Source organism: Vibrio sp. 10N.286.48.B8, assembly GCF_003050085.1.
Lineage (GTDB): Bacteria > Pseudomonadota > Gammaproteobacteria > Enterobacterales > Vibrionaceae > Vibrio > Vibrio crassostreae.
The window spans coordinates 178044-193959 of the sequence record NZ_PIGD01000003.1 but is presented as its reverse complement, the minus strand read 5'-3'; the positions used below and the strand labels follow the sequence as shown (position 1 = coordinate 193959).

General features: G+C 44.1%; 17 protein-coding genes. 8 read left to right on the top strand and 9 right to left on the bottom strand.

Features of this window, described 5'->3' with window-relative positions; translation table 11 throughout:
- Nucleotides 1–24 precede the first annotated feature (24 nt).
- On the top strand, nucleotides 25–1101 hold the full coding sequence (locus CWO08_RS05545; protein ID WP_108020062.1) for a low specificity L-threonine aldolase: 1077 nt from the start codon (nucleotides 25–27) through the stop codon (nucleotides 1099–1101).
- A gap of 116 nt (nucleotides 1102–1217) precedes the next feature.
- Here CWO08_RS05545 and CWO08_RS24170 read toward each other — a convergent pair whose 3' ends face one another.
- Nucleotides 1218–1343, bottom strand: a complete 126-nt coding sequence (locus CWO08_RS24170; protein ID WP_258185274.1) for a hypothetical protein — start codon at nucleotides 1341–1343, stop codon at nucleotides 1218–1220.
- A gap of 247 nt (nucleotides 1344–1590) precedes the next feature.
- On the opposite strand from CWO08_RS24170, the gene CWO08_RS05540 reads away from it, so the two are divergent.
- The gene (locus CWO08_RS05540) at nucleotides 1591–2025 is read left to right on the top strand and encodes a YccF domain-containing protein (protein WP_032555146.1); all 435 of its coding nucleotides are present in this window, start codon (nucleotides 1591–1593) and stop codon (nucleotides 2023–2025) included.
- 101 nt (nucleotides 2026–2126) lie between these two features.
- On the opposite strand, the gene CWO08_RS05535 is transcribed toward CWO08_RS05540, so the two are convergent.
- The 3 genes from CWO08_RS05535 to CWO08_RS23940 form a co-directional block, all read right to left on the bottom strand.
- The gene (locus CWO08_RS05535; protein ID WP_102431504.1) at nucleotides 2127–3050 is read right to left on the bottom strand and encodes a hypothetical protein; all 924 of its coding nucleotides are present in this window, start codon (nucleotides 3048–3050) and stop codon (nucleotides 2127–2129) included.
- A 180-nt stretch (nucleotides 3051–3230) separates the two neighbouring features.
- Complete coding sequence (yiaY, locus tag CWO08_RS05530; RefSeq protein WP_108020061.1) at nucleotides 3231–4379, bottom strand: L-threonine dehydrogenase; 1149 nt, start codon at nucleotides 4377–4379, stop codon at nucleotides 3231–3233.
- Nucleotides 4380–4616: 237 nt separating this feature from the next.
- Nucleotides 4617–4793, bottom strand: coding sequence for a hypothetical protein (locus CWO08_RS23940; protein WP_170960783.1), 177 nt, complete (start codon nucleotides 4791–4793; stop codon nucleotides 4617–4619).
- 235 nt (nucleotides 4794–5028) lie between these two features.
- Here CWO08_RS23940 and yjjG point away from each other — a divergent pair, with 235 nt between their 5' ends.
- On the top strand, nucleotides 5029–5703 hold the full coding sequence (yjjG, locus tag CWO08_RS05525) for a pyrimidine 5'-nucleotidase (protein WP_102431505.1): 675 nt from the start codon (nucleotides 5029–5031) through the stop codon (nucleotides 5701–5703).
- Nucleotides 5704–5876: 173 nt separating this feature from the next.
- Nucleotides 5877–6809: an aromatic amino acid DMT transporter YddG gene (yddG, locus tag CWO08_RS05520; protein WP_102431506.1), complete on the top strand. Its 933-nt coding sequence runs from the start codon at nucleotides 5877–5879 to the stop codon at nucleotides 6807–6809.
- A gap of 47 nt (nucleotides 6810–6856) precedes the next feature.
- Here the strand turns inward: yddG and CWO08_RS05515 are convergent, their stop codons facing one another.
- Complete coding sequence (locus tag CWO08_RS05515) at nucleotides 6857–7753, bottom strand: cation diffusion facilitator family transporter (protein ID WP_055319427.1); 897 nt, start codon at nucleotides 7751–7753, stop codon at nucleotides 6857–6859.
- A gap of 361 nt (nucleotides 7754–8114) precedes the next feature.
- Between CWO08_RS05515 and CWO08_RS05510 the strand changes: the two genes are divergently transcribed.
- Nucleotides 8115–8465, top strand: a complete 351-nt coding sequence (locus CWO08_RS05510; RefSeq protein WP_009845584.1) for a hypothetical protein — start codon at nucleotides 8115–8117, stop codon at nucleotides 8463–8465.
- Between the two features lie 61 nt (nucleotides 8466–8526).
- Here the strand turns inward: CWO08_RS05510 and CWO08_RS05505 are convergent, their stop codons facing one another.
- Nucleotides 8527–9405, bottom strand: coding sequence for a LysR family transcriptional regulator (locus tag CWO08_RS05505; RefSeq protein ID WP_108020060.1), 879 nt, complete (start codon nucleotides 9403–9405; stop codon nucleotides 8527–8529).
- Nucleotides 9406–9566: 161 nt separating this feature from the next.
- On the opposite strand from CWO08_RS05505, the gene CWO08_RS05500 reads away from it, so the two are divergent.
- The 3 genes from CWO08_RS05500 (at nucleotide 9567) to CWO08_RS05490 (ending at nucleotide 13105) form a co-directional block, all read left to right on the top strand.
- On the top strand, nucleotides 9567–10166 hold the full coding sequence (locus tag CWO08_RS05500; protein ID WP_108020059.1) for a class I SAM-dependent methyltransferase: 600 nt from the start codon (nucleotides 9567–9569) through the stop codon (nucleotides 10164–10166).
- Nucleotides 10167–10568: 402 nt separating this feature from the next.
- Nucleotides 10569–12134 (top strand): YjjI family glycine radical enzyme, encoded by a 1566-nt coding sequence (locus CWO08_RS05495; RefSeq protein WP_108020058.1) that lies wholly within the window; start codon nucleotides 10569–10571, stop codon nucleotides 12132–12134.
- A gap of 56 nt (nucleotides 12135–12190) precedes the next feature.
- Nucleotides 12191–13105 carry a YjjW family glycine radical enzyme activase gene (locus CWO08_RS05490; RefSeq protein WP_108020057.1) on the top strand — a complete coding sequence of 305 codons (915 nt, stop codon included), beginning with the start codon at nucleotides 12191–12193 and terminating at the stop codon, nucleotides 13103–13105.
- A 58-nt stretch (nucleotides 13106–13163) separates the two neighbouring features.
- On the opposite strand, the gene CWO08_RS05485 is transcribed toward CWO08_RS05490, so the two are convergent.
- The 3 genes from CWO08_RS05485 to CWO08_RS05475 all read right to left on the bottom strand — a co-directional run bounded on the left by CWO08_RS05485 (nucleotide 13164) and on the right by CWO08_RS05475 (nucleotide 15895).
- Nucleotides 13164–14075 carry a LysR family transcriptional regulator gene (locus tag CWO08_RS05485; protein ID WP_102431511.1) on the bottom strand — a complete coding sequence of 304 codons (912 nt, stop codon included), beginning with the start codon at nucleotides 14073–14075 and terminating at the stop codon, nucleotides 13164–13166.
- A 75-nt stretch (nucleotides 14076–14150) separates the two neighbouring features.
- Nucleotides 14151–15413, bottom strand: coding sequence for a hydroxymethylglutaryl-CoA reductase (locus CWO08_RS05480; RefSeq protein ID WP_108020120.1), 1263 nt, complete (start codon nucleotides 15411–15413; stop codon nucleotides 14151–14153).
- Nucleotides 15414–15574: 161 nt separating this feature from the next.
- Nucleotides 15575–15895 (bottom strand): hypothetical protein, encoded by a 321-nt coding sequence (locus CWO08_RS05475; RefSeq protein ID WP_108020056.1) that lies wholly within the window; start codon nucleotides 15893–15895, stop codon nucleotides 15575–15577.
- Nucleotides 15896–15916: the final 21 nt, after the last annotated feature.

Here is a 15916-nt window from a genome sequence, read left to right as displayed (position 1 = left end):
ACGACAATGAATAAAGGAAAAGGTATGAGCACGGACTTGCGTCAACAATGTAATTTGCTGCTTTCTGGTCACTTCGATCCAACACCAGCCCAAACCTTCGCACAAATGGCTGAATGGTGCGAAACACATGATGTGTCGCACGACACCTACGGTGATGGCGAGTTTATCGAGAGCTTTGAAAACAAGGTCGCAGAACTGCTTGGTTATGAAGCCGCCGTGTTTGTGATTACCGGCACTATGAACCAACCCACAGCATTAGAAATTGCGTGCCAAGAGAAAAGAAACCCAGTCGTGGCGATGCATGAGTCGAGTCATATCATGCGTCATGAACGCCAAGGGTATCAGCTCCAGAACCGATTCAATGTACTTCCGGTTGGTAATGTATTTCGCACTTGGAATGTCGACGACTTAAAGGCTTGGCCTGATGAGATTGCCGCGGCATTGTATGAACTACCGATGCGAGAGATTGGTGGTCAGCTGCCTGAGTGGGAAGAGCTTGAAGCGATAAAGCAGTACTGCAAAGAACAATCGATTCATCTGCATATGGATGGTGCGCGTTTGTGGGAGTGCGGCGCGTATTATCAAAAGCCATACAGCGAGATTGCTAAGGGGTTCGATACGGCTTATGTTTCGCTGTACAAAGGGTTAAACGGTCTTGGAGGTTCACTCTTATTAGGTGACAAGGCTTTCGTAGCAAAAGCGTCGGCATGGATGAAGCGTCAGGGCGGAAATGTTTATCATCGCACGCCTTACGTGGTTTCGGCAGCAATGCAGTTTGATCAACGGATTGAGTTGATGCCAGCATTGTATGAGCGTACTAAGCAAATCTATCAAATCTTACAAGATTACCCGCAGTTCAAAGTGAACCCGCAGGAACCCCAAGTAAACATGCTTCACCTCTATTTACCTGTGAGCTACGAAGACGGCATTATTGTGAGAGACAACATAGCGAAGAAACACAAGGTTTGGATAGGAAATCCAGCGATCAGCGAATTGCCAAACCAATGTAAGATTGAATGGTATGTTGGTGATAACTTACTGAATCTGCCTAATCATGAGCTGATCGACATTCTTGATTTTATTAACGAAGAGCTGATTTGATTACGGAAAAGTTGATTTGATTACAGAAGAGCTGACTGCAGAAGAACTGATCTAATGGAAATGGATACAGGAAGTCGGTCCGGTATCCATTTATGCAGCTAGGCCGGCGGGCTCTGTCACATATACTGGTTGATGTACACGTCGACTAAGAACATGAACACTGGAACCGTACTGAGAAGCCCGAAGAAGACGATTGGCACCCAGTTTTTCATTTTCTTTTTAGGTAGCTCAGTGTTGTTCATAAATTCGGCCTTAAATTAGTTGTTGTAGCTGTTTAGCTTTGTGATACTAAAAATCTACGAGCATGGTATCAAATAAAATCGATGATCCCTATGCGGATTTGGCGTTTCGTGGTGTGTATCAATCACAGAAAATGTAGGCGATTCATAAGCGGTTCATAAAGGTTCAACAATAATGAACCTATTAGAACAAGTATTGCCTTATTCGGCATATGAAATAAACAGCATTCAAAGATTTGGAGAAGACAACATGAGAACAATAGGAAACATCATTTGGTTTCTGTTTGGTGGCGTATTTATGGGATTGGCATGGTGGTTCTTCGGACTGCTCGCATTCCTAACCATCGTTGGTATTCCATGGGGTAGAGCGTGTTTTGTTATGGGTAACTTCTCATTCTTCCCATTTGGTCAGGAAGCGATTTCACGCGATGAACTGACCAATGAAACTGACATCGGTACCAGCCCGCTAGGTGTGATTGGTAACGTTATTTGGTTCTTATTTGCGGGAATCTGGCTTGCGATTGGTCACATCATGTCAGCTGTGGCGTGTTTCATTACCATCATCGGTATTCCGTTTGCGATTCAGCACCTTAAACTAGCGGTTATCTCCTTAGCGCCAATTGGTAAAACCGTAGTAGATAAGCGCGAAGCGGAAGCTGCACGAGTGAGAAATTACAAAGGTTAAGAATTTAGTTTAATCTTTATCTGAAACTAAAAAGCACATCATTTGATGTGCTTTTTCTTGGCTCTTGGTTCTCGGTTTGTCTTATCAAGCTTATCTAACCGCTATACGTTATTGAACAAGACTTCAATTCGAAGCGTGATATTCGCTTCTTCCGTGTGCTTCTCATAAGGTTCTCGTTCCCATTGATAACGAGGAGTGAGTTCGTAGAACAGCCATTCTTTCCATACGTTCTGCCGGTAAGTAATCGAAACCTGAGCGTATTCGTAGTGATTATAAGGCTCATCCGTTGCATTAATCGTGGCGCTATATTGGAGTGCTTGGTCTTGAGAAAGGTAATGATACAAGCTTAATCCCGTACCATAGGTCCAACCTTTAAGATCGTCGTTATACCCAGCAAAACTTGACCATCGGGCCAGGAACTTATCACTGAGCGATAGGTCAAAATCAATATCAGTGATCTCGCCAGTTTCTTGTTTTTCCTGATAAATACGCTGAGTTAACCTAAATACAACATCGGTTGTAAGAGGGTAGGTAAAGCGGTAACGAGCTTCGATGCGTGGTCGTAATGTCGCCTTAATATTGAAGCTGCTATAGCCTTTGGCGTACGCGTCGTAACGCAGACCTAACGCACTTTCTAATTCATCTGAATCATTCGGAAAAAAATCCAAGAACTCTTCATCGCTGACAGACTCGTAGATTAATTTCAGCCGCTTGCTCACAAAGGGAAGGTGTAAACGCGCTTTGAGTTTTGTTGAGTAGTCGACATCACCGCCTTCTGAGTAAATGAAATCGTTGTACCAACGCACAGAGGTACCCGCACGAGCGTCTTCAGTTATTCGGTCATCCACAAAGAAGCTGTCAAACCACAACGCAGGTTGGCAAAATTTACTGTTCAGGAAATGGTAAGCTTTTTCGACAGGGGCGTCTTCTAACGGCTGACTGTGACACTCATTTTGTTCCTCTGCTTGAACTGAGTATGAAATGAGTGACGCCAATAATGAGGTGCTAGCTATCCTACGACTCAATGGAACCTGTTTGTTATTCTACATATCAATAGTTTGACTATAACCAAGCGATTGCAACAATGCGAATTTTTAGTGATTAGTAAAGAGGCGAATACTTGAAAGGGAGTGGACAGAAAAAAGAAAACGGACTCAGAAGGTGAGCCCGTTTGTTTTAGTTATAAGAAGTGACTTGTATCTAGATTACATTGCCGCTTCGAAGATTGCTGAGATTTCTTCGTGAGTCGCTTGTTTAGGGTTAGTAAAACCGCATGCGTCTTTCAGTGCGTTGTCTGACAATGTAGGAATGTCTTCAAGCTTAGCACCAAGTTGCGCGATACCGGTTGGGATGTTCACGTCGTTTGCTAGTTGAACAATCGCGTTGATAGCCGCTTCTGCGCCTTGTTCTGCTGTCATACCTTCAACATTCACGCCCATTGCTTTTGCAACATCACGTAGACGTTCTGGGCACACTTGTGCGTTGTAGCGTTGAACGTGTGGCAGTAGGATAGCGTTACATACACCGTGTGGAAGGTCGTAGAAACCACCCAGTTGGTGCGCCATTGCGTGAACATAGCCAAGAGAAGCGTTGTTGAAAGCCATGCCAGCCATGAATTGTGCGTAAGCCATTTGCTCACGCGCTTCAATGTCTTCGCCGTGTGCTACTGCTGTTCTTAGGTGTGCTTGAACAAGCTCGATTGCTTTAATTGCTACCGCGTCTGTAATTGGCGTTGCGGCGATAGAAACGTAAGCTTCGATTGCGTGTGTTAGCGCGTCCATACCCGTAGCTGCAGTCAGTGATGTAGGTTTAGCAAGCATCAACTCGGGGTCGTTTACTGAGATAAGCGGTGTTGTGTGCTTATCAACGATCGCCATCTTAATGTGACGCTCTTCATCGGTGATGATGCAGAAACGTGTCATTTCAGATGCTGTACCTGCTGTTGTGTTGATAGCAATAAGAGGCATCATAGGTTTTTCAGACTGGTCTACGCCTTCGTAATCAGCAATCTTACCGCCGTTAGAAGCAACTAATGCGATACCTTTTGCACAGTCGTGTGGAGAACCACCACCTAGAGAAACAACAAAATCACAATCGTTGTCAGTCAGCAATTCTAGACCATCGTTCACGTTAGTGATGGTTGGGTTTGGTTGAGTGCCGTCGAATACAACTGCGTCTACGCCGCGCTGGCTAAGAAGGTCTTGTACCTGCTTAACTACGCCAATTTGATTCAGGATCTTATCTGTAACGATCAGACCTTTTTTAAAGCCTTGAGACTGGATGCTATCAGCAGCATCTTTCAAACAGCCAGTGCCCATGAAGTTGATTGTAGGGATGTAAAATGCAGTAGACATTGGAAAACTCCGTTAATTATGATTTTTAATTTCCTACATGTTGTCGGCATTCAAGTGGTCGACCATTGATCTGGAACAACTTTGATTTCGAACTAACACTTTCTGGTTAGTCGTTGTGATAGGGCTCATATAGCAATCGTTTTTATGGTTTTCTGGTGTGTTCTTTGTCAGTAGTGGATAGTGATAAATTGACTCGATCAGAAACAGAATTGCGCTCTATAACAATGAAAAATAAGCTTATTCACTGAAAGTCGGTTCAATTTCAGCCAGGGTTGAGCTTTTCTCTGAGTTATCACTGCATTCAATTTGAGGAGCTTGTGACTCTTCAGTGTTAGGGGTGTCTTCTGGTTCCTCATCATAGTATTTGACAAGAAAAGGGGTGAGCATGACAGATGACGGTAAAAAGTGCTTCATAATACCTCCCGGTACCTAATGTGTATTTCTTGTATGGTATTGGTTTAATATGTGGCAAAATTTGCGATACATCATGACTTGTGGCTTGTTTTCTATAAATTATTAGATTTATATACAGGCTCACAGATTTACGAGTAAAGCGATTGCCAGCCTACAAGGCGAAAAGAAAAATTAAGCAAAACTACGATAAAAACAGACACAGCATTGCTCAACAGCGCGAATAACAGGACAGAAAATGAAGTACGATTGGATATTCTTTGATGCGGATGAAACCTTGTTCCACTTTGATGCTTTTCAAGGAATGAAGCTGATGTTCTCCCGTTTTGGTGTGGACTTTAGTGAACAGGATTATTCGGTTTACCAAGAGGTTAATTTACCACTTTGGGTAGATTACCAAGATGGGCGCATTACGGCAGCTCAACTGAAGCACGCGCGTTTTGAAAGCTGGGCAACAAAGCTAGAGACAACAACAGCAGAACTAAACAGTGCATTTTTGACCGCAATGGCAGACATATGTTCGCTGCTTCCTGGTGCAAAAGAGTTGATGGAGTCTTTAAAAGGCAAAGTGAACATGGGCATCATTACCAATGGTTTCACCGAGCTGCAATCTATCCGTTTAGAACGCACTGGAATGACAGACTATTTTGACCACGTGATCATCTCTGAAGAAGTGGGTGTTGCTAAACCAGATGCTGAAATCTTTGAACATGCACACAAGCTTGTTGGCTTACCAGCAAAACAACGCGTATTGATGGTCGGAGATAACCCACATTCAGATATTCTAGGCGGACTAGATTTTGGCATTGAAACTTGTTGGTTAAACAGTCAAGAAAAGGCAACGCCAGCGGGTATTAACCCTCATTATCAAGTTAAGTCTTTAGCTGACCTGCAAGCACTTCTATTGGCATAATTGCTAATTGCTAATTGCTTTTAGATTTTTGAGTGAATGATTGATAGCCGAGTGCAGTTATGTGCTCGGCTACTTATTTTTACCTACTGCAAGTTATCGATAGTGGTGCTTAAGCCTATCTTTGCTTTAAGCTCGCTTTAATTAGACCATTACAATAAAGAAAAGGAAGAGGCGTGCTGAAATCTCATCGCCATAGCTGCTACGGCATTGCTGCCATTTTACTTTGGAGCTGCTTAATTGCGCTTTCTCGTAGCGTATCAGAACAACTAGGCCCAATCGGTGGCGCTGCCAGTCTTTATACGGTGAGCTCAATTTTGTTGGTCTGTGTTATGGGTTTACCTAAGCTGTCACGCTTCTCTAAGTCGTATCTGCTGATTGGTGGTGCTCTATTCGTTTGTTATGAGATCTTCTTGGCTCTGGCTTTAGGGATGGCAAACAACCGACATCAAGCCTTGGAAATGGCGGTTATCAACTACCTTTGGCCTGCATTGACGGTGTTGTTCGCTGTGCTGCTTAGCGATAAAAAGATTAACTGGTTGGTTTACCCAAGTATCTTCTTAGCCTTCTTTGGTGTGGCTTGGAGTATCAGCGGCGATCAGGGGCTTTCTGTTGATCAAATCGCAGCCAATATTGCAACTAACCCTAAAACCTATTCAATGGCGTTTTTCGGCGCGATTATTTGGGCGGTTTACTGTAATTACACTCAGAAAGTGGCGAAAGGGCAGAATGCGATTGTGTTGTTCTTTATCGCGACTGCAATCACCTTATGGATCAAATACGCATTGAGTAACGAAACCGGCATGGTGATGACAACCAATGCTGCAATTGACTTAGTGCTGGCCGGTGTGTGTATGGGCGCAGGTTACGCGCTTTGGAATACAGCGATACTTGGCGGCAATATGGTCTTCCTAGCGACTATGTCTTATTTCACGCCTATTTTTGCGACCTTACTGTCTTCCATGATTTTAGGTTTGTCACTGAGCATGACGTTTTGGCAGGGCGTGTGTATGGTCACTGTGGGGTCACTGGCTTGCTGGTGGGTAACAAGAGAAAAAAAGCCGACGGTTACGGCGTCGGCTTCTAAAAAGGTTCAATCAGAGTCTTAGTTCGCGAGAAATTGATTGGTTAAGTCTTGGTTCTTAACTTTCGACTTTTAACTCGCGATATTGAGATTCAATTGAAGTTCATAAGGCATCTTCGATAAGCGTCGCTTAAGTTGGCGGCGCGTTCGTTCAATATCATCGACTGCAATGGCTTGTTGGTCGTTGGTATGAATATCAACGTTGATTCTTAGCTCAGGACCAACCTTAGTCACACCCATCAGCTCCAAATCTTGATCCGCTTCTTTGTCTACCGCGACAACGTTCTTATCCACTGCATCACAAATATCTTTGGTCGCCGACATCATAAGTAGTTCGCGCATTGCTTCACGTAACATGTCGAAAGGTACTTTGATGAAGTAGAAAGACATTAGTAACATCATCATAGGGTCGGCATACACTGCGTAAGCCGCAAGAGGTGAAAACGTCATTGACCATGCTACTAAGAAACCAGCGGTTACCGCTACACTCAATAGTGTATCCATCTGCCATTGTTTAGACTCGGCCTGAACCAGCCCTGAAGAGATACGTTTGCTCTTGTTAGCGATGTACCACCAAGCGTAACCACAACCCAACACATTGAAAATACCAAACAAAGTTGCGATAGAAGCATCCACCTCACGACCGCCTGTCATCAAGGCACCAATCGCAGAGTAAAGTGAATAACCAACCACAAGCAGAATCACAACGGCTTTAATGGCAATAACAATCGGTTCGATAATTGCTCGACCAAACGGGAACTCAGTGTCCGAAGGGCGATTGATGTATTTCGAGGCCGCTAGTGACAATAAAGTTAACAGTAAGCTGATAAGAGAATAAACACCGTCAAATACTATGACCAGAGAGCCAACGATAAGACCCAACACCAATCCGCCAATAGCGAAGCCTGATGCTAAAAGGGCTGAGAACAATAGTACTCGATTTTCGTTTTGGCTTTTCCTGTCACACATAATATTTTCCAGATGTTTTTGATAACTTCATTGTTCTAATATTGAGCTAACTTTACAAACTTTATCTGATGATGTTTATATGTCGGTAACTCGTTTTATATTCAAGTTATTATAATTCAATGACTTAACGACGAATTTAGGTGTCAGTAAAGTTGACGATGACTGTTTTTCAGGAAATGTGAAACTGGCGTTAAATGGTTTATGATTAGTAAAACACATAGGTTGTGAAGGTCTCATAGCCTAGCTGTGTAAAGGATTAGGCTGTTAAGGTTACAGAAATCGCACTGAAACCTTATACCTTAAACTTCGGTTTGAACCTTGGGCGTAGAGCTGAGTTGAACTTGAAAAGGAATGGATGAAGATGAAATTTGATGATCTCAACGATAGTGAGTTGTGGGCGATTGCTAACCCGATCATGGACAATTTGATGGACGGTTCAACCAAGGTTGACCATGCTCAGCACTGCCGAGACTTTACGCAGCGCATGAAGGATATTGTGACACCTGAGTATCTGGAAAAGGTTTGTCATCATTATCAGCACAGTAATGGCTTTTTTGCTGAACGTGAGCCAGTTGCGCTATTCAGACGCTCCGATTCCATCGCCTTTGTTTGGAAACAAGCGTATACCATTGCGAAAGGCGAGTTTGTGGCAGAAATGGTGTTGGTTGAAGAAGACGGACGTTATTTAGTGGATCACGTGATGGTCTTCTAAAGAGAGGGCTTTCTATTTGTTAGATGATTTTAAGTGTCGAGATAGAACATTGTCTGACACTTTAGAAATCAAACAAGTAATCGCTGATCTGATCCGCTAACCAATTCATACCTGGGTGTTCCGCCATACCTGCCGCAGTAAACATACAGTAGTCTTCTTGAGTTAGACCATAAGTGTGCTTGATCACCGCCAATTCTTGTTCGCGCAATAAATGGCGTATCAATGGCTCAGGCATTACGCCCCATGCATCTTCTCGTAGAATCGTATCCAACATAAAATCGAAGCTAGAGAAGCCGATGTATCGGCGAGAGAAGGGCTCAAGCTCAGGATTATCTTTTTCATTGAGATAAACCATGGTCGCTTGCATCGAATTTCTAAGTACTTCATCCGACACTCTTCGCATCGCACTCAAATCATGCCCTTTCTTACATACCGACATCATTCGGATCTTGCCGAGTGGGTTGTAGATAATTCTTGGGTCGTCGACACGCTCGTAATCGACACCAAACGCAAAATCAACTTGCTGAGTTTCGACAAGATTAGCCAAGTCGCCACTAGAAGCGAGAACGAAGTTGAAAGAAGTGGAAGGGTATTTGTTGTTTAGGGCGTGCGATAAACTTTGCCATATTTCATCGGGTAGGGAATCGTCGCGTGCGATCCAAATCTCGGCGTTGAATTCACCCGAAACATGTAAGCAGGTTTGCTTAATACGTGCTGCTGTTACCAACATGCCTTCGCAATCTTTGTAAATCGCTTTGCCCGCTTCAGAAAGTTCAACGTGGTTGCCGCTTCGAACAAACAGCTCGACATCTAACTCTTTTTCCAAGGCTTTGATCGACATGCTCAGTTTGGTTCGGTTACATTCAAGCTGTCGAGCAGCTTCGGAGACGGATCCTAAATCAGCAACAGAACAAAAGGCTTGGACTTGAGAAAGGTTCATTTCATTTCCATATTGAGCGGGTGGCGGTGCATATTATCTGAATATTGTGCTGACTATCTTAGAAATAGTCCATCTTTGCATGATAACTCTATGACGAATTGACTAATTTGGTTTATTCTGGGGGCGTTCCGAACCTACAAGAAGTAAAGATGGAGGCCATGATGGCGAAACAATGGGACGAGTACGCACCTGATTGGGATAACGATCCCGCTACTGCTGTATTCGCACAGTCCGCATTTGACCAGTTAACACAGCTCGTTGATTTGAACGGAACCCGTGTCCTTGATTTTGGTTGTGGTACAGGATTACTCAGCCAGAAAATATCTCCTTTTGCAAAAGAGATCATCGCTCTCGATATCTCAGAAGGGATGATTGAAGAGTTAGATAAAAAAGAGCTGTCTAATGTAGAGCCTGTCGTTGATATTTTATCGCGCGGACTTGCAGCCCAACACCCAGCATTCAGAAATCAGTTTGACTTAGTGGTAGCCTCTTCGGTATGTGGCTTTATTCCGAACCTACAAGATACGGTCAGCCTTATTTATACTCTGTTAGAAAACGATGGGGTTTTTGTACACTGGGATTGGTACTTAGAAAACGACAGCGAAGATTTTGGGGTCAGCGAACAACGCTCCCAGAATGTATTGAGCGCAGTAGGTTTTTCGATTGTTGAAGTCTCAACACCGTTTTCAATCGACACCCCACAAGGTACTTTGAAGGTACTGATGGGTGTAGGCCGTAAACAAGTGGTTCCTCATCTATAGTTCACTTGTCTTTAGTTGACGTATCTGCAGTTGACGTATAGATAGCTGATCAGATAACCGCACTCACGCTTAATTGACTAAACCCACATCAACGATTTTTGGATCCGTTATGTGGGTTTTCTATTTATACGCACTTGCGTTTTAAACTAAACGGTTCAATCAAAGGGCCTAATCTCTTCTGCCCACTCTTTCCCTCCCCCCATAAACTTTGCTCTACCGTTAATTTGCAAATGGCCAATCTACAAACTGTCTATTCACAAAATTTACAAGCTATCTATTCACAAATTACTAAGTTACAAATGGTGTTTTCCATTTTGGAAATTTAGCCTTGCATACATTTCATTGGTGGAAATGTAAGTGTGAGATATAAAATAAGCCCATAAGAATATTAAGGGTTTAATCATGAGCCACCAATCTGCGTCATCTACTTCTTCATCACTTTCAGATCAACAACAACGCTTTAGCAATATCATTTCAGATGCCAACCTGTCCCCAAAACAGAAGTCGAGCTATCTTGCCTTAGAAGCTGAAGCCAGCCTGCCGTATATGCCGGTAAGCAATGAAGTAGAGCAAGCCTTACAACAAGGTGTGCTGTGTGACATGTTTGAAGGTCACGCCCCATTTAAGCCGCGCTATGTGCTTCCTGATTATTCTAAGTACTTACATCAAGGCTCCAAGTATTTAGAGCTTAGCGCGGCAACTAATTTCGACGAAGCATTGAACATGCTCACCATCCTTTATAATCACGTTCCGTCAGTGACTTCAATTCCGGTTTATTTAGGCCAGTTAGACGATGTGTTGATGCCTTTTGTTGGCGGTTTGACGGATGAGCAGGTATACCAAAAACTGAAGTTGTTCTGGATCATGCTGGATCGCACGCTGCCAGATGCCTTCATGCACGTTAATATTGGCCCTAGTGACAACATTGTATGTCGCACTATTTTACGTGTGGATGCTGAACTCAAGCAGATCGCACCTAACTTAACTTTTATGTATGACCCTGCAATCACGTCTGATGATCTGCTTCGCCACGCTGCGAGCAACATCTGTGAATGCAGCAAGCCGCACATTGCTAATTATCCTGCACACGCCGCTGCTTACGGAGATAAGCGTTTTGGCATCGTGAGTTGCTACAACTCTTTGCCTCTGGCGGGTGGTTCAAACACGCTAGTACGTATGAACCTCAAGCAAGTAGCTCTGAAATCTGAGGACAGCGTAGACTTCTTACAGCAAGTACTACCTAACTACAGCAGCATCATGGTCGAATTGATGAATGCACGTAGTCGCTTCTTACATGAAGAGTCTAACTTCTTCGAAGGCTTCTTAACCAAAGAAGGCTTAATTGAAGAAGACCGCTTTGCGCCAATGTTTGGTATTTATGGCATGGCTGAGGCGGTTAACATCTTAATGGAAAAAGAAGGCAAAGCAGGGCGCTATGGTCACGATGAACAAGCAAATCAGTTAGGCCATCGTATTTCTGAAAAACTGGCTGAGATTGTTGAAAACTCGGAAGTGAAATATGGGCTGGAAGGTAAGGCTCTGTTACACGCTCAAGGTGGTATCAGCCTAGATGAAGATGTGACGCCGGGTGTTCGGATCCCTTACGGAACAGAACCGGATCCAGTGTCTTACGTACGTGCGACGGTTGGTCACCACAAGTTCTACACGTCGGGCATCAGCGACATTCTAACGATTGACGAAACGGTGAAGTCCAATCCAGAAGCGATGTTTAACCTGTGTAAGGGCGCGATTCAAGCGGGCTACCGAGAGTTCACCGCTAACGTAGCATCGAACGATTTGGTTCGTGTGACAGGTTATATGATCAAGTTGTCTGATATTGCTAGATACGACGAGAAAGGTTCACGCACCAATACCACTTTCCTTGGTGCTGAAGCTGCAAAAAATACGGGCATTCTAGAGCGTAAGCCACGTGTGGCAAGCTTAGAGATGTCGCCAACATACGAATAGCTTTAACGTGTGTGCGTTATGTGTGTGATGCGTTTCGAATACGAACAATGTGAATTATGAAAATTTCTGATCTAACAACTCAAATGGCTAGGGTTAATAATAATAAGACAGAAAAACAAGCGAAGGTCAGCCGTGTGCTGACCTTTTCTTGTGTTGATGGACCAGGAAATCGCTTGGTGCTGTTCCTACAGGGGTGTAATTTCGATTGCATCACTTGTCATAATCCACACACCATCAACCACTGCAACCATTGTGGAGATTGCGTGAGTGGCTGCTCGAGCAGTGCTCTGAGTCTTGTGGAAGGCAAAGTGAAGTGGGATCCGGTAGCGTGTACCAACTGCGATCAGTGCATCGATATCTGTGATCATAAGTCTAGCCCCAAAATCACCACGATGACGGTATTAGATGTACTTGAACTGGTTAGGCATAATCAATTCTTCCTGAGCGGTATTACCATTTCGGGTGGCGAGGCGACCATGCAATTGCCGTTTATTGTCGAGCTATTTCAAATGATCAAAAGTGATCCGCAATTGGCACACTTAACGTGCTTTATTGATAGTAATGGCTCGTTGCCACAGCAAGGTTGGGATAGGGTATTACCTTACCTTGATGGTGCGATGATCGACCTAAAATCATGGCAATCTGAAACGCATCAATGGCTAGTAGGTAGAGGAAACCATCGAGTGTTTGAAACCATTAACTACTTGGCTAATAAAGGTAAGCTACATGAAGTCCGGTTGCTGCATATTCCGAATAAAAGCGACCTTGAAGATGAAATTGAACAGGTGGGACGCTACTTGAAGATTCTACCAAGTGATGTTCGAATTCGACTCAATGCGTTTCAACATCACGGCGTGATTGGCGAAGCGCTAGATTGGCCGAAGTGTACAGAGCAACAAATGCAAAGCTTTCACGATAAGCTCTACACGATAGTTCAAAGACCTATGCAAACGCCTGAGGTCTATACCTAGCTTTTAAATTGTTTAGACGCTCAGCCAGGCTTAAAACAACGTTAAATCATTAAAAGGATTAAGCTTCTAAGAACAAGTCGCGCAACCATTTGATGGCCTGATCATTCATATTTGGCTTGTTCCACACTAAGCTGTACGCCACCTTACCGTAATCAAAAGGCAAGGGTTTGCTCACTAAGCCCTGAGCTTGCTTTGCATGCTTAACCCACTGCTTCGAACAAGTGAACAGGAAGGGAGTATGATGACAAAGTACAGCCGCAGCCCCAAAGTCCGCGACCGATATGGCCATTTCTCTAGGTTTGTGACGTTGTACCAAGCTTTGCTCAAAGTAAGGTTGAGACAGTTCGTTATCTAAAATCCCAATGTGCTTGTAATCTAGGTAGCCTTCCACCGTCAGTTCTTGCTGAGCAAGAGGGTGGTGTGCGCCCATTAAACAAACCATCTCGTCAGGAAGAATTGTTTCCCAAACCAGCTCTTTGTTGTCGGTCGGCGGCTGAGATATATCATGGGGCAACAGGATCAAGTTCACCTTGCCGCTAAGCAAAGCATCGAAGCCGAGCTGTTGTTTCGAATAGATGTTGAGTTTGGCGTTTGGTGCGAGTTCAGTGGTGATTCGACTTATCTTTGAGGCAAAGACTTCGAAGGTACTTTCGCGCATCGAAAGAGAAAAACTGCCTTGGTACTCTTGAGGGCTAAAACTCTTCTGATGGAGCAATCCATTCATGCTAGAAAGAATCGCGTGAACCGTTGGTGCGACTTGAAGCGCAAAGGGAGTCGGGATGAGCTTGGTCCCATCTCGGTAGAACAGTTCGTCATTTAGGATGCCACGTAGCTGAGACAGAGTTTTACTCACACTCGAAGGGCTGACACAAAGCTGCTCAGACGTTTGAGTAACACTGTGGGTGTTCAGCATAATATGCAGCGCAGTGAGGTGCTTAAGGCTCACTCTCGATAAGTGTAAGTAATCCATGTGTGACTCACGTATTCAGGTTGGCTTGTGATTTTGCATGAATGACAAAAACGAACAAGCCAAATCGGATTAAGGTTATTTGCGAGCCAGCTTATGGTGAGCTCGTGAAAAGTGGCCTGCACAGAATGCACCGACAATCGATAACTCGCCAGCCAAACACAGCGCAGCACACACTTCGGCTAAGGCTTGTGATTTACCATTACCGTGTAGTCCTAACAAATCGAGACATGCTTTTTGGCTTGGTAATCCAGTACCGCCGCCGACAGTCCCTAACATCAGGTTAGGTAGGGTCACGCTCGCGTATAAACCGCCTTCTTTGTTCAGTTCCATACGAGTCATACCAATCGCAGACTCAGCAACACACGCTGCGTCTTGGCCACAAGCAATGTAGAGCGCTGCTAGTGCATTCGCGTAGTGGGCATTGATACCAATCGTACCGCTCAGAGCGCCGCCAACAGTGGTCATCTGGCCAAACTGAACCATCTTCTCTGGTGTGGTGTGAAGGTACTTAGCAACAAGCTCAGCAGGAATGTTTACTTCGGCTGTTACCTTTTTGCCACGAACGCTGCGTAAGGTTTGGGTATTGGCTTTTTTGTCGCCCGATAAGTTGCCATCAAGAAAAGCATGGTCAGGCTTAACTGGTGTATTTTCAATGATGTATTCAAACACAGCATTAGTTGCGATGGTTACCATGTTCTGACCAGAAGCGTCTCCAGTTAGAAATTCAAACACCAAGTAGACATGGTTGCCTTCGATGTTGATGTTGATGTCGGTAAGTTTGCCGTGTGAGGTTGTTGATTCTGCCAAGATCTTGAATTGGTCATATTGAGTCACAGCCCAAGCCACAAACTGCCCAGCTTCAACTAATCCTTGGAATGCGAAACCAGGAGTACGCGTTACACCTTCATTGAGCAACATAGCACTTGCGCCACCACAAGCCGTAATCAGTTTGGAACCACGATTGTAAGAGGCGACAAGCGCTGCCTCTGTGGTTGCGAGTGGTACGAGGTAATCGCCCTTAGCAAATAAGCCATTGACTCTTAATGGGCCAGAGACACCGACAGGCACTTTAACCGTGCCAATGAAGTGTTCGATGTTTTTTTCATAAGCTTGAATCTGACTTTCGGTATGGGAGTCGAGTAGCTCTTTTTGTGATTCTGAGTTATCGAGAGCAGTCCAACGGCGTGTGAGATTCTTTTCTGTCAGGTAGGGGCTAGGTGTCAGTTTATTTACTGGCTTTTCAAAATGAGGTTGAAGCTTTTTTTCTAATTCGTCTGCGGAGATGTCGCCTCCTAAAATAGAAACATAGTCACGGCGATGCAGATTTAGTTTTGGCATAAATAGTATGAAGTAAAGTTTGTGCAGAAAATTGGTTTGCGCTGATTCTACCGAGTAATAAACCAGAAACAAGCGCCTGATATAATGAGTTACAGTTTGTGTGGTTGTTGAAGCAAAAAGCAGCAAAGTTTCGCAAAATATAGGCTGTATTTGAGTGTAATTTAGATATGAATGTCGAGAAGGCTACCGATGGCTTCGTTTTGACGATCAACCACACTCGCACCAACGCGGTTATAACTTGCGCTTTGTGTCAGTTTTATTAGGGCATCAGTTGAGGATGAAGTAGGCTCAGGTTCTTTGTCTTTAAACGAAATGGATTGCTCTGGCTCTATTTGATTAAAGCTGAAATCGCTAGTTTGGAAAGCGTCGTCGGATTCTAAGGAGTGTTTAGAGGCTTGATTAAGCTCGATTGCGGCTTCTTCAGCCATGTTGGTTGACTGCTGAATAATGGCGTAACCAGATTGAATACCAGATATCGACATAACAGAACCTTTTATTGACGT

Coding starts and splice junctions, on each gene's coding strand:
- CWO08_RS05545 (WP_108020062.1), top strand. CDS start 25: ATGAGCACGGACTTGCGTCAACAATGTAATTTGCTGCTTTCTGGTCAC.
- CWO08_RS24170 (WP_258185274.1), bottom strand. CDS start 1,343: ATGAACAACACTGAGCTACCTAAAAAGAAAATGAAAAACTGGGTGCCA.
- CWO08_RS05540 (WP_032555146.1), top strand. CDS start 1,591: ATGAGAACAATAGGAAACATCATTTGGTTTCTGTTTGGTGGCGTATTT.
- yiaY (WP_108020061.1), bottom strand. CDS start 4,379: ATGTCTACTGCATTTTACATCCCTACAATCAACTTCATGGGCACTGGC.
- CWO08_RS23940 (WP_170960783.1), bottom strand. CDS start 4,793: ATGAAGCACTTTTTACCGTCATCTGTCATGCTCACCCCTTTTCTTGTC.
- yjjG (WP_102431505.1), top strand. CDS start 5,029: ATGAAGTACGATTGGATATTCTTTGATGCGGATGAAACCTTGTTCCAC.
- CWO08_RS05515 (WP_055319427.1), bottom strand. CDS start 7,753: ATGTGTGACAGGAAAAGCCAAAACGAAAATCGAGTACTATTGTTCTCA.
- CWO08_RS05510 (WP_009845584.1), top strand. CDS start 8,115: ATGAAATTTGATGATCTCAACGATAGTGAGTTGTGGGCGATTGCTAAC.
- CWO08_RS05505 (WP_108020060.1), bottom strand. CDS start 9,405: ATGAACCTTTCTCAAGTCCAAGCCTTTTGTTCTGTTGCTGATTTAGGA.
- CWO08_RS05500 (WP_108020059.1), top strand. CDS start 9,567: ATGGCGAAACAATGGGACGAGTACGCACCTGATTGGGATAACGATCCC.
- CWO08_RS05495 (WP_108020058.1), top strand. CDS start 10,569: ATGAGCCACCAATCTGCGTCATCTACTTCTTCATCACTTTCAGATCAA.
- CWO08_RS05490 (WP_108020057.1), top strand. CDS start 12,191: ATGAAAATTTCTGATCTAACAACTCAAATGGCTAGGGTTAATAATAAT.
- CWO08_RS05485 (WP_102431511.1), bottom strand. CDS start 14,075: ATGGATTACTTACACTTATCGAGAGTGAGCCTTAAGCACCTCACTGCG.
- CWO08_RS05480 (WP_108020120.1), bottom strand. CDS start 15,413: ATGCCAAAACTAAATCTGCATCGCCGTGACTATGTTTCTATTTTAGGA.
- CWO08_RS05475 (WP_108020056.1), bottom strand. CDS start 15,895: ATGTCGATATCTGGTATTCAATCTGGTTACGCCATTATTCAGCAGTCA.